The sequence below is a fragment of the Priestia sp. FSL P4-0332 genome, assembly GCF_038005845.1.
Taxonomy (GTDB): domain Bacteria; phylum Bacillota; class Bacilli; order Bacillales; family Bacillaceae_H; genus Priestia.
Genome location: NZ_JBBOUA010000001.1, coordinates 2692686 through 2705686 on the forward strand (window position 1 = coordinate 2692686; position 13001 = coordinate 2705686).

General features: G+C 34.1%; 18 protein-coding genes. 2 read left to right on the top strand and 16 right to left on the bottom strand.

Annotated features, from left to right (window positions below):
* Positions 1 to 24 precede the first annotated feature (24 nt).
* Both MKY06_RS13660 and MKY06_RS13665 read right to left on the bottom strand, forming a co-directional pair.
* Complete coding sequence (locus tag MKY06_RS13660) at positions 25 to 819, bottom strand: carbon-nitrogen hydrolase family protein (RefSeq protein WP_014459788.1); 795 nt, start codon at positions 817 to 819, stop codon at positions 25 to 27.
* Between the two features lie 12 nt (positions 820 to 831).
* On the bottom strand, positions 832 to 2091 hold the full coding sequence (locus MKY06_RS13665; RefSeq protein ID WP_098277950.1) for a sigma-54 interaction domain-containing protein: 1260 nt from the start codon (positions 2089 to 2091) through the stop codon (positions 832 to 834).
* A 242-nt stretch (positions 2092 to 2333) separates the two neighbouring features.
* Between MKY06_RS13665 and MKY06_RS13670 the strand changes: the two genes are divergently transcribed.
* Together MKY06_RS13670 and MKY06_RS13675 are read left to right on the top strand one after the other, a co-directional pair.
* Positions 2334 to 3104: a carbon-nitrogen hydrolase family protein gene (locus MKY06_RS13670; protein ID WP_289914743.1), complete on the top strand. Its 771-nt coding sequence runs from the start codon at positions 2334 to 2336 to the stop codon at positions 3102 to 3104.
* A gap of 41 nt (positions 3105 to 3145) precedes the next feature.
* Entirely contained in the window at positions 3146 to 4540 is a 1395-nt protein-coding gene (locus tag MKY06_RS13675) for an APC family permease (RefSeq protein ID WP_098757300.1), read from the top strand.
* Positions 4541 to 4579: 39 nt separating this feature from the next.
* On the opposite strand, the gene MKY06_RS13680 is transcribed toward MKY06_RS13675, so the two are convergent.
* From MKY06_RS13680 to MKY06_RS13745, 14 genes are all read right to left on the bottom strand, one after another.
* The gene (locus tag MKY06_RS13680) at positions 4580 to 4759 is read right to left on the bottom strand and encodes a hypothetical protein (protein ID WP_098277953.1); all 180 of its coding nucleotides are present in this window, start codon (positions 4757 to 4759) and stop codon (positions 4580 to 4582) included.
* A 124-nt stretch (positions 4760 to 4883) separates the two neighbouring features.
* Positions 4884 to 5378 (bottom strand): hypothetical protein, encoded by a 495-nt coding sequence (locus tag MKY06_RS13685; protein ID WP_098980137.1) that lies wholly within the window; start codon positions 5376 to 5378, stop codon positions 4884 to 4886.
* A gap of 53 nt (positions 5379 to 5431) precedes the next feature.
* Positions 5432 to 5962: an ankyrin repeat domain-containing protein gene (locus tag MKY06_RS13690; RefSeq protein ID WP_098277955.1), complete on the bottom strand. Its 531-nt coding sequence runs from the start codon at positions 5960 to 5962 to the stop codon at positions 5432 to 5434.
* Between the two features lie 106 nt (positions 5963 to 6068).
* The gene (locus MKY06_RS13695) at positions 6069 to 6557 is read right to left on the bottom strand and encodes an immunity protein YezG family protein (RefSeq protein WP_095380342.1); all 489 of its coding nucleotides are present in this window, start codon (positions 6555 to 6557) and stop codon (positions 6069 to 6071) included.
* Positions 6558 to 6685: 128 nt separating this feature from the next.
* Positions 6686 to 6817 (bottom strand): hypothetical protein, encoded by a 132-nt coding sequence (locus MKY06_RS13700; protein ID WP_255260857.1) that lies wholly within the window; start codon positions 6815 to 6817, stop codon positions 6686 to 6688.
* A 261-nt stretch (positions 6818 to 7078) separates the two neighbouring features.
* Positions 7079 to 7588: an ankyrin repeat domain-containing protein gene (locus MKY06_RS13705; RefSeq protein ID WP_098277956.1), complete on the bottom strand. Its 510-nt coding sequence runs from the start codon at positions 7586 to 7588 to the stop codon at positions 7079 to 7081.
* Positions 7589 to 7611: 23 nt separating this feature from the next.
* Positions 7612 to 7758 carry a hypothetical protein gene (locus tag MKY06_RS13710; RefSeq protein WP_176524274.1) on the bottom strand — a complete coding sequence of 49 codons (147 nt, stop codon included), beginning with the start codon at positions 7756 to 7758 and terminating at the stop codon, positions 7612 to 7614.
* Between the two features lie 143 nt (positions 7759 to 7901).
* Positions 7902 to 8618 (bottom strand): SMI1/KNR4 family protein, encoded by a 717-nt coding sequence (locus MKY06_RS13715; protein WP_098277957.1) that lies wholly within the window; start codon positions 8616 to 8618, stop codon positions 7902 to 7904.
* A 98-nt stretch (positions 8619 to 8716) separates the two neighbouring features.
* Positions 8717 to 9202, bottom strand: coding sequence for an antitoxin YezG family protein (locus MKY06_RS13720; protein WP_026106613.1), 486 nt, complete (start codon positions 9200 to 9202; stop codon positions 8717 to 8719).
* 214 nt (positions 9203 to 9416) lie between these two features.
* Positions 9417 to 9881: a hypothetical protein gene (locus tag MKY06_RS13725; protein ID WP_098277958.1), complete on the bottom strand. Its 465-nt coding sequence runs from the start codon at positions 9879 to 9881 to the stop codon at positions 9417 to 9419.
* Between the two features lie 132 nt (positions 9882 to 10013).
* The gene (locus tag MKY06_RS13730; protein WP_095380291.1) at positions 10014 to 10469 is read right to left on the bottom strand and encodes an immunity protein YezG family protein; all 456 of its coding nucleotides are present in this window, start codon (positions 10467 to 10469) and stop codon (positions 10014 to 10016) included.
* Between the two features lie 399 nt (positions 10470 to 10868).
* On the bottom strand, positions 10869 to 11333 hold the full coding sequence (locus MKY06_RS13735; RefSeq protein WP_097812533.1) for an SMI1/KNR4 family protein: 465 nt from the start codon (positions 11331 to 11333) through the stop codon (positions 10869 to 10871).
* Between the two features lie 182 nt (positions 11334 to 11515).
* Entirely contained in the window at positions 11516 to 12184 is a 669-nt protein-coding gene (locus tag MKY06_RS13740) for a pentapeptide repeat-containing protein (RefSeq protein WP_075421737.1), read from the bottom strand.
* Between the two features lie 19 nt (positions 12185 to 12203).
* Positions 12204 to 12983 (bottom strand): hypothetical protein, encoded by a 780-nt coding sequence (locus MKY06_RS13745; RefSeq protein WP_098277960.1) that lies wholly within the window; start codon positions 12981 to 12983, stop codon positions 12204 to 12206.
* Positions 12984 to 13001 lie beyond the last annotated feature (18 nt).

Genomic DNA, 13001 nt, shown 5'->3' on the forward strand with positions numbered 1-13001 from the left:
GCAGCTTTCTTTAATAAAGAGCTCTTATAGCCCTTCTCTTCTGTATAAATCTGACTTTCGGTTGTCTAAATAGTTCAAAATTTCCTTTGAACTTGCCGAAGACGATAGGTCTATGTCAACAATCGCAAGATCCTCATTATTAAGAGATTTAAACAGACAGTGCCCATTAGGATTAATAACTTCACTTTCACCAAAATAGACATAGTCATCTTCTAATCCAACTTTATTAGCAGCTGCAATAAAAATATGATTTTCTAAAGCTCTTGACCTCAAATAAACGTGCTGATGATGCTCGTAAGGAATCATGTTCGCACAAAGAACAAAGACGACTTCGGCTCCTTTTAATGCTAGAATTCGCGCCACTTCAGGGAATTCCATATCATATGTAATCATTACTCCAAACTTTCCTTGAGGTGTATCAAAGACTGGTATACTATCTCCAGAAGTAAAATATGAATTTTCATGATCAAAAAGGTGAATTTTACGATAAGTTCCTACTATCTCACCTTTCTTATTAATAAATACAGCGGAATTATATATTTTAAAGTGGTGTCTTTCTGGAAAACCAAGAATAACTCCTATTTGTAATTCTTTAGCACATTTTTTAACTTTCGTGATTAATTCTCCTTCTACTGATTCAGCTAATTCCTCCACCTGTTCATTTAACAAAAAACCAGTCAAAAATAATTCAGGAAATAACACAAAATCCGCACCTTGATCTTTAGCCGCTTCCATCGTTCCAAAAACTCTCTTTAAATTTTTATTTTTATCATGCAAATTGCTTCTAAGCTGGGCTAATGCAATTTTTAATTGACGCATCCCTTCACCTCTTTAAAAACCTTCTTTTTTGTATACTTTTAACTTTTTTGAAATAGTAGACTGATCAACCTGCAATACTTCTGCTACTTTGTAAGTACTTTTGTATTCACCGTAAGCTTTTAAAATTAATTCTTTTTCTACTTGTCTTTTAGCTTCTTTCAAAGATATTGGTGCTTTAGGAGAAAATGACCAACCGTTTTCACGTATATTTTTTTCTTCTAGCACTTCTTTTTCAGTCATATTTGTTACGACAATTCTTTCTATCGTGTTTTCCAATTCCCTTATGTTTCCTGGCCATTTATATTGGATAAGCTCTTTTTTTACTTCATCATTAATCTCTTTTTGAAGATGATATTTTGTATTATATTTAAACAGAAAATGATCAATTAAGATATGTATGTCCTTTTCTCGCTCTCTAAGAGGTGGAATAGTGAGCGGTACGACATTAAGCCTATAGAACAAATCTTCACGAAATAATTTTTTCTCAACAAGCTCCTGTAGATTTTTATTTGTTGCAGCAATTACTCGCACATCTACTTTCTTTTCCTCTGTACTTCCTACTTTTCGCACCGCGTTTTCTTGCAAAACACCTAGCAGTTTTGCTTGTAGGTTTAAAGGAAATTCCGCAATTTCATCTAGAAAAATTGTTCCTTTATGAGCAGCCTCAAATAAGCCGACCTTTCCTCCTTTTTTTCCGCCTGTAAAAGTTCCTTCTTCATACCCAAATAGCTCTGATTCGATTAAACTCTCTGGAATAGCACCACAATTAACAGAAATAAAAGGCTGCGTTGAACGTGTACTAGTACTATGAATAAATTTAGCAATTTGACTTTTGCCTACTCCCGATTCACCTAGTAGAAGAACAGTGGAGCCTACATGAGCAATTGTTTCAATAATTTTACTAATTCGTTTCATAGCAGATGATTCCATAATCAACTCATCGGTTTTATGCTGACCTTCATTTGAATAAGGGTTAAACATGCTTTGAGATATATTCGCTAATGTCACGATTTGATTTATGTAAGCGTTCGCTTGGACAAGGTGGAGGGTAAATAGATAGGTTCTTCCCTCATAGGTGCTTAATAACTGAGTAGAACCACTTGGAGCAGCAGTAAAGACCTTTTTCCACTGAACTTCTTCAAATAACATACTTTCTTGAAACAGCGATAAGTGACTGGTTTGTTTATTATTGATAGATACGGTATCAATGCGTCCTTCATGATTTATGATGACTACTATTGATTCGCGGGTACCTATTGAAGAATTCCTCATTATCCATTTCCTCCTTTCGATTGTTTCTAATGAAAAATCGCATCATTGATGATAAAAATCATCATCTTAGCTTTCCAAATAACTGTATAAGCAGAATATGACTTATTTTCTTTTTCTCCCTATTAGTATAATGAAAAAATTCATCTTTTTAAAGATTAAAAATCAGAATTGACTGAAAACATACGTTGGCACACTTCTTGCTTGTATTTATAGTGAAAACGATTATGAGGAGGTATTTTACAGTGAATATTACAATTGCTCAGTTTTGTCCTGTACTAGGCAATAAAAAAGAAAACATTCGAAAAATAAATGACTGTATCAAGCAAGCTGTAAGCGAACAGGCTGACCTTGTTGTCTTTCCGGAACTTTGTTTAACAGGTTATTTTATTTGGGATGATATTAAGGAGCTAGCTGAATCCGTTAGTGGTGAAAGCTTACAGCTTTTACAACAAAGCTGCAGGGATCACAGCATCCACGCCGTTATATCTTTTCCTGAAGTAACAGCTAACGGGCACTATCATATTACATCCGCTCTTATAGATGATACCGGAACTGTAATTGGTACGTATCAAAAAACACATCTTTTTGACAGGGAAGCTGAAATCTTCCGCCCAGGCAACACTTTACCTGTTTTCAAAACCAAATTCGGAAACATTGGATTAATGATCTGCTATGACCTTGAATTCCCTGAAGTGGCCCGAACTTTAAAAATAAAAGGAGCGGATTTACTCATCATCCCGCTTGCTAACATGAGCCCTTACGAAGATTATCAAATAACTTATTTAAAAAGCCGTGCTATGGAAAATGAACTTCCAATTGCTCTATGCAATCGAATTGGCTCTGAAGAAGATACATTCTTTTTTGGACATAGCGCAGTCGTCAACAGTAAAGGAAAAGTTCTTCTAAAAATGGGTAGCAAGGAACAAATATCGACAGTAGCTATTTCTTTAGAGGAATCAAAAGATCAGAAGCTTAATTACCTTATGCACAGAAGAGCGGATTTGTACAAATAGATATAGGAAGATTAAAAACAATTTTTAAGGGAGGCGCAAAGATGGAAACAAAAAGAAACCAAGCAGTTCCAACTTTGAAGTTGTCACATATTGTTTTGTTTGGACTTGCTTATATGACACCAATGATTGTATTTGGTATTTACGGCTTGTTGGCTGAAACCACCCATGGACTAGTTTCCACTGCTTATATAGTGGCTTTAGCTGCTATGCTATTTACCGCTTATAGCTACGGTAAAATGACTAAAGCTTTTCCTATTGCAGGGTCTGCTTATACGTATACAAGAAAATCCATAAATCCATATGTCGGATTTATGATTGGATGGGCTGTTTTACTAGACTACCTGTTTCTTCCTATGGTTATTTGGCTTATCGGAGCTGTTTATTTACATACAGCTTTCCCTAACATTCCTCTTTGGACATTTGTACTAGCCTTTATTTTTATTACAACTGTTATCAATATAATTGGCTTAAAAGCAGCGGCGAGCGTCAATACATTAATGATGATTTTTCAATTGCTCGTAGTCGGTATTTTTATTTCACTAAGCATTATATACCTTATAAAAGGCTCATCACCTTTTGCACTCTTTAGCTTTAACCCATTCTTGAACGAGCATCTTACATTTTCGTTTGTAGCCGCTGGAGCTTCCATTGCTTGTTATTCTTTTTTAGGATTTGATGCTGTTACAACTCTATCTGAAGAAACCATTAATCCTGAAAAAACAATGCCAAAAGCTATCTTTCTTATTACACTAATTGGAGGCATCATTTTTATTGGAGCTTCTTATTTTCTACAGCTTGTTCATCCTGACTATACATCTTTTAAAAATATTGATTCAGCAGCATTTGAAATTGCCGTACAGATCGGCGGCAATTTATTTAGCTCTATTTTTCTAGCTGGATTAATTATTGCTCAATTCGCATCTGGCTTATCTGCTCAAACAAGCGGAGCCCGTTTATTATTTGCAATGGGAAGAGATGGCGTACTTCCCGCTAAGATATTTGGTTATCTTCATCGAAAGTCAAACACACCCCTATTGAATATTTTATTCATAGGAGGCATTTCATTGCTGGCCGTTAAGCTTGATGTAAGTACATCTACTTCATTTATTAACTTTGGAGCATTTTTAACGTTTATTTTTGTAAATCTATCGGTCATTTTTCACTATTACTTCACGTTAAAAAATGAAAAAAAGAATCGTTTTCTTCTGTACTTTCTTATACCAGCTATTGGAGCGGTCCTTGATTTCTATCTCTTTATTAATTTAGATAAACACGCCTTAGTGCTAGGAATCATCTGGACTGCCATAGGACTTGTATACTTAACTTTTCTTACAAAAGGATTTAAGCTTTCTCCTCCAGAAATGGATTTCGATGAAGAGGAAATAACGAAATCTTCCTCTTTTGCACATCAAAAAGCTGCTGAAAAGACATTATAACTTTTTTTAAAAAAGAGGTTGAAACATAACGAAATCAATTCAATCTAAAGACGAACAAATGGGATACATGAGCTGAACCGCTTGTGACACGGCAGTTGATTTCCGTGCAAGACTTCGCTTTCCGCGAGCGGGCACTGAACCTCCTCGTCGCTTGCGCTCCTGCGGGGTCTCATCTATCCCGCTTTTCCCCCAAGAGTCTTCGTCTTGCCATCCAATCAACTGCTAGAAGGAATTAAATAGATAAAACCTACGTTCACCATCAAAAAAAAACGAACCACTAATCAAACATGTTGATTAATGGTTCGTTTTTCACTTTGTCTAAAACCAACGCTTCTTTTTGTCTTCACACCTCAAATAAACTTTCTCCGTCCTTATTCACCCAATACTTTTCTGTTTCTGGAATCAAACCTGTAAAGTCTTCATACGTTCCTTTCCAATCGCTTGGAACATATTCTTCAAATGAAGCAGGCTCAGGAAACAGTGAATAGAACACCTTTTGATCAAAGTCCACCAAAAACGAAGGGATAAAGTCTAATACGTCTTCTTCCTCTCCGCTTTCTATTTTATCTTCAAACAGCTTTAAAAGAGTAGCTGCATCTCCTTTATATGACTCTATACGTTTTAAAAAAAGCCCAGCATTTTCACTGCTGAGAATCTCCATTCCTTTTCGTTCAGGTTCAATGTATTCGTCAACCGCTAAATCACCTTCATTTTCAAAAGCTTGCGCAAACTTCACATAATCTAAATACCATAGCTCTCGGTCAGTCACATACCATTGAAACTGCTTTTTATGTATAACTCCGACAATTACGTTTTCAGCATATATAGGTTCTAGCATGAGGTGGACCTCCTTGCTTTTATTAGCTTTGTAACCTGTTGTATACGATTTAATTAGTCTTCAAGCACTCTCTTTTGTACTTTTTCATTCAGCTTTCGCTTTAAATATTCAGCAATTTCTATTTGTCCTCGTTCAATCGCAAATTCATAGGCATCCATATCTTTCATCGTATCCCCTGTATACTTTACAGTAATATCAATACCACTCTGAACAAGGTATTTTACAATATCAAGATGACCACCATAAATCGCTGAAAATAAAGGATTTCTACTCGAATCGCTTACATCTAATACTGCACCTCTATCGTATAAGTACTGAACTATGCTAAATTCACCCACACTCGCTGCATGTGCAATTGGCGCTGACTTTGGTACACCTTCATTTGTGTTAATATCCATCCCGTATTCAACTAAGAACTTTATCATATCAAGGCTACCAGCTCTAGCAGCCACGTGTAGCCACGTTCCAAAAGGAGTTATAAACTCAAGCAGCCTTTTATCTGTAATCAGAATCTCTTTTGCTTGTTCTGTATCACCATTCTTAATTAAATCATAAGTTTTAACTGCTCTTTCCTTATTATCCATAGAAACCTCCTAAGATATCTTTGTTTATACAGCTTCTTCATCAGTTCATAGTATCAGAGAGATCCCTTTAGTTCTCTCAAATCACTTCCAGAATTCATCTAATGATTTAAATAGGATTATGTGGATACTCTTTTAAATAGTGCTCTATTAAATCTTTAGTTTTTTCATCTATTGGTACTTCATTTAAATATTTGTACTTCCAAAGTTTGAGCTGCACTAAAAAACCATAATCTGTTTGAAACCAATTTGTATAATCAAAAGATACTGAGAATTCTCCTTCTCTATCAAGGCTCATTGTAAAGGAATACCACAAATCCTGATTATGTTCTTCAAACGCTTCTCTCACTTTACTACTAAGGTCCAAAAGTTTATCTTCTTGTTCATAGAATTCTAATTCAGAAACAACAAATCTTTCTGTAATATCTAAGCTATAATGATACGTTTTTTTATTCGAAGGCTGATTATAAAAGAAATACGTTCCTCCTCCATCTTCTGATACCTGTGCATAAAAATAAAATTTCTCCCAGTCTTCTGGAATCATATTGTTAACTGTTTCTGCTATTTCTTGATACAATTCCTGTAACTGGCTTTCCATTTGCATAAATTTTATCCTCCTGCCTGGTTTTTAACTGTTACTCTCTCTAATTCTTCAGCTTCAATTTGATATGCTATTCTAAATTTAAGTAGAGCGTATTAAATCCCCTTGATAAGAGGGAAATATTTTTACCGATACTTTTTTGGAGGGTCTTCCTTTAAAGCATTTGCCCAATCTTTCTCCATACTAAACCAGACACCACCAGAATGATTGTTAGCTATTTTACCTACACTAAGTTGTTCCCCAACAATCACGTCCATTCATGTATTTTCCTAAGCCATTTGAGACAACAAAACCATAGAGGACTTTTTTGGTTTTAATAGATTGAGTTAATTTGTTTCACAACCTCACACTCATAAAAAACGCAAGCACCATCCGTATCTTTTCACACAGATACTTGAACTTTTATCATCCATAATTTTTAACAAAGCAAAAGATCTTGAAAGGAATATTACCCATCAAGATCTTTTATCATTTCATTTTTTGCATTAATACTTATAACTGTAAAGCTAATTTCAAGTTTATTCTTTTTCATTCATCTTTTGCTTTAAATATTCAGCAATCTCAGTCTGCCCAAACTCCTTTGCATATTCATAAGCATTCATATTTTTGATATTTTCTCCTGTGTATCTAATGGACACATCTATTCCTTTTTGTACTAAATATTTAACTACTTCTTGATGCCCCCCATAAATTGCTCCAAACAGCGGATTTCTCTTCGCTAAGCTCACATCTAGTTCTGCTCCAGATTCTATTAAATATCTTACTATAGCTAAATTACCAGATCCAGCTGCTAAATTTAACGCAGAAGCATCAAATGTCCCGCCTTTCGCATTAACATCAATTCCTTTTTCAACTAAATACCGGACGATTTGAAGGTTCTCCTTTTTAACCGCTACATGTAACCACGTACCAAATACAGTCACGGTATTCAAAGTCTCTATATCATCACCTATTAGTTTTTTCACTGCATTGATATCGCCAGTTTTAATGGCATTTCTTATCAATTTCTTACTATGGTTTCGGTCCATTATGCAAACTCCTTCATTATCATCTACAAATAACTTATTATGTAATCCTTTTTATCCAGGAATTTTACTACTTCTTCCACACATTTATTTTCAATATTCAACTTCTTTAAAAAATCTTCAAGATTTCCAAATTTTATAACAGTCCCAAAATCGGCTTTATTAAGATCCATTTAATCACTACCTCCCCCGTTTATACTTATGACCTCAAACGGTATTTAATAGCTCATCATTTGGCAAAGGTAAAACAATGGTATTACTATCTACTTTCCTATTTTTTCACTACTTATTACTTTCTTGCTCTACGCTTGTATACTTATTCAAATCCTATAACCATCCATTCATCTACTACATCCCAAAAGTTTAGGTTATACTCTGGCTCTTCTTTTGAAGACCACAAAGTAGCGTTGTCACCCAAACTGTTTTTATAATCCACTACTACATAAGTTCCCATTCCATTACTGAAAAATCCATATGAAGATACGAAGTCAATTTTTAAATTATGTTCTCCAATTTCATCAACAATTCCCCATTCATAATCGTCTAAATACGTAATATTTTCTAGGGACTCTAACCCCATTGACTTACTTGGATAGTAGTAAAACCCACTATGAACATTTTCATAAAAGCTTCTAATTTTATCTGGAATTTTACTCCAATCTTCTTCAAGCTGTTCGTTATTAAAGTACTCTTTAGGATTTCGGCCTTCATAATATAAAATTTTCCCTCTGGCATTTTTCACCGAATATAATATCGAATACCGATCACCAATAGCCATTAATTCAACATCTATCAAACATTCTTTTAAAAAAGATATGGTGTTGCTCATTTCATTACTTACATATCTTTTCCATACATTTAATACCCTACTTATCTTACTAGATTTATTTTTTTCTTTAAAAATTTCTCTCCATTCATCAGGAATTAAATCCTTTTGGATATGATCGATGTTAGTAGACTCTATTAAGCTTACAGATAGTTTCTTACTTAATGTATACTTATTTAAGAAATCTAATTTATCTTGAAGCATCATTTCTACCCACTCCCTATTCTTCTAAAGTCCCGCTATTACGTCCTGTATTTTCAATTTATGTTTACTGCCTCCTTCATTTGTATAGCCTTAATCAGTATTTAAATAGGATTATTTGGATACTCTTTTAAATATTGGTTTAGTAAACTTTTAGTTTTTTCATCCGCTGGTGCTTCATCTAAATATTTATACTTCCAAATCTTTTTCTGTGCTACAAATCCGTAATCTGTATTCAACCAATCTGTATAATCAAATGATACAGAGAACTTCCCTGTTTGATCTAACATTAGCGTAAAAGAATACCATAATTCCTGGTTATTTTCTTTAAAGATTTCTCTGAGCTGTTCACTAAGATCAAAAAGCTTATCTTCTTTATTATTAAATTCTAGTTCCGATAGATTAAATTGTTTCGGTATATCTAGACTATACGTGTAGCTATTATCTCTAATTGATTTATAAAAAAAGTAAACTCGCCCCCCGGATTCATCAATCTGTGCATAAAAATAAAATCTTTCCCATTCTTCTGGAATCATATTATTAACCGTTTCTGCTATTTCTTGATACAATTCCTGTAACTGGCTTTCCATTTGCATAGAATTTATCCTCCTGACTGGTTTCCAACTGTTACTATCCCTAGTTCTTCATCTGCAATTTGGTATGTTATTCTAACTGTTTATCTTTAACTTTTTTATGTTTCTTCAAATCCATGTCAGACAACTAAAAAAAGACACTATGATACTTATATATATCGTAGCAACTATTAAGCTGACACATCTTATGAACTCTAGCTTTCCAAAAGAATTAGCGCTCTTCTTTGCACAAATATAAGTATTGGCCAAATTCAGGAAACACATCCCAGTTTTTTTCAAAGGTATTGTTTGTTTCCCGCTCCTCGACTGAACCATTCTTTAAATCTCGCTTTTCCATTACTATGTAACCATCTTCTCGGAAATTCAAAATCAAACTACTTACTTCTGTATCAGTTTCATCATCATATTCCCAATACATGGCTGTTCTTAAAAAAAGCTTACCTTCACTCATAACTTCGAAATCATAATTTAAATATTTACGAATTAGTTCATCATAAAACCCTACCGAAACCCATTCATTTGTAATATTTATAATATACTTGTGCTTCTCATCTTCCCTTAGTACGACCGTATAGGGTTTATGTTTTTGATGGTATGTGTATGCAGTATGCTCATCAAGAATGTTCCAAGGCTTCTTTTTGATATCTGACCATTCGTCACAATAATACATTTCCATAGTCAATTGTACACCTTCCCATAATATTTCTACTAACAGTGCTGTTTTTATCACTAATCAAGAATTGGTTTAAAGATGATTTGTCAGTGCCAACCAAACTGAATTCTGTTAAGCACACATATCAATACGAAATTAAAGCTTATTATTTTTCACTTCTTCAAACCACTCATCAGCAATATGACTGGCTGTTTTAATATCGTCATGCGTATAAACTAAGTCATACTTGTATTCAGCTTTAAAATTGCCACTCTTAACATCATAGATTAACTTCATCTCCGTTGGCATATCTCTTTCATATTCTTTGCATAATTCTTCAATCTTTTCGATATCTTCACATATTATTCGCAACACCATAAGCATTCTTTTTTGAGACACATCATATCTTTCGTCTCCATTCTCCAATGCATCATTCACTTTATGACATTCTACATACTTATTATTGATACAATAAAAGAAACTGCCTGAAACAATTCCTCCTTCACGTGAAGCATAAACATATACTTTATCAGCTCTATCTTCAACGTACTCCATACATATAGATATCATATCAGCTTGTAATTCACTAAACTTATCTTCATATTCTTTCATTTTACTGTTTTCACTCCTTAGATTAACTCTCAAGAATTCCAGTTAACCTTACCTAAAAAATCTTTTCGTTCCTTTAGTCATCATAGAGTGACCCACCTTATTTGTTTAGATACTTGCAATGACTAGCGATTGGGATAAGCTATTTTGGCGCTATTCTATTTTATAAGCCGTAACTTTTATAAAATAGAAAATAAATACTGAAATGCGCAAATGCGTTTAATAAAAGCACCGATTGCCTAGAAAATTCAATCGGTGCTCCCACTTACTCTTGCAAATTTTTTATTCCCAAATTAATCTCATTAATTCAGGAATAAAAGAATTTATACCTATTTACGAACGTAGGTTTTATAAGTTTCCCAATAAAATTAACAAACAAATAAGTTTAGCAGCCCTCTAGAGTTATTTGTCTTTTAGGCTTTTTATAAAATCTTCAAAGCTATAAGAAATAAGGCTAAAATGCGTGTTAGAAGGTTCATACTCTTCTTCGTAGATGTCTTCCATGTCTAAGCTCCAATAATAAACCGCTCCAGCATCTTCTCCTGATAATGACAAGCAAATTTTGTTATCAATTGGATCTTCGCCAATAATTAGAAAATTATCAGGTATTATATGGTTACTATGAAAAGCTAAAAATACATTCTGTACATTTTTATGCACTTCTCTAGTAAATGGAAGTATAGATGTTAAAGATGACGTGATTTTTTTGTCTAAGGTTTGAAACCTTCGTATAGTAGGGTTGCCGCCATTGGTTTTAAGTAAAAACTCTTTATAATCATCGGGCAATTCAATATTCCACTCTTCTTCAAATGATTGAATCTCTTGCAAATTTGCAGGTTTACTATTATTTTTAATCTCTATATTCATAAATAAATATTAACCTCCCTCTATAAATATCTCGGTCTATAACTTTGCAACCCATATCATCCCTAGAGATTCTTTCTTTTAGTTTCAAGTTTTATAGTGAGAGTGTGACGCCCTTTACATGCTGTGACAAATCATACATTAAAACGTAGGTGCCAATTTTACATACAATTTAAAATCAACTTCTATATCATTTTCAACACTTGTTCTTTCACATTTTCGTCAAACTTAGCTCCTTCTACATTTGCTCCTTTCCAAACTACATTGTCGAGTTTAGCACCGGTAAAATCCGCTTCTGTGAAATTAGCATTTCTAGCATCTACCGCTGATAAATTTACATTTTCCAAATGCGCTTTTTCAAATTTACCATTTGTCAGATTGGCACCGCTGAAATCCGCTCCCGTACAGTCGGCCTGTTCCGCATCAATTCCTGACAAATTTGCATGGCGAAATGTAGCATGATTTAAAATTGTTCCAACTAATTCTCCATGTGAAAAATCAACTTCGTCAAAACGAGTTTCAAAGCAACTACTTATATTTATCTTTGCATATTTCATATTTGCTTTAGAAAAATCCGCTTCGCCAAACCTACAATCTGCCATGTTAATTTCCTCTAAATTACAACTTCTGAAATCAGCTAACTCAAAATCGCAGTCATGAAACGCTGCTCTCATTAGTGAAGAGGCTCTCAACACAACACGTTTTGCCATAATACGCCTTGCCATTACTTCTGACAGGTCTGAAAAACTAAGGTCTAAATCACTCATATCTACCTGATCTATAACCTCATCATTATATTGAGCTCTATTTACTATTTCCATGACTCTTATTCGGTCATTACTTTTCTCATCCATGATTACAAATTCCTTTCCTTTAATTTTCTAGATACTTCTTCCAAGCAACATTGGGCGAATATGTGACAACCATTCGACTTTCATGAAAACTTGGCACAGCTATTACTTGAGCTGGTTCTAAGTATTTCATTACATATAACCACTGATCTAGCAATGTATCCCTATCAGCTTCTAATGGATTTTGTAAAAGATCCATACAAACCCCGCCCCATTCTAATTCTGATACGACAGCGGGAGTATTTAGTAGGAATTCCTTATCAAACATTTCTAAAATATGACCACTAAAATATGTTCTAGCTCCTACCCCCAAGGGACCGTTAGGAAGAAATCTGACCGGTATAGGTAGAGATGAGATATTCATCCACTTTTGTAAACGTTCACGTTCAGTATTCCAAGGATTAGGTACTGGCCAACAAATTTGAGCTACTCCAAAACAAGGTTTTGCAACTTCTGCGATTTGATCAGATAGCACAAAAAAATCTGACCAAAATTTTTGAGGAATAGATTTTTGAAATTCAAATTTCAGAAATGAACCATAGTTCAAGTTAACTTCAAAGCGTCCTCTATAGTGCACAGATTTATCACGATACAGATGAACTTCAGATACTTTACGTCCCGAAATTACTTCTTCTAGAATTTCCTCACGATTATATTCCACCCGTACCGTTTCAGCGTTCCCCCAATGAGTAGGAGCAAATTTTTCATTTGACTCAAACACATCCAAAAGACGACCTAATAGCTCCTCTTCGTTAAAAGCTACTGTGGGGTACATTGAAATTGAAAAATAATTAGGTTTCATTTATATCCTCCTTCCATA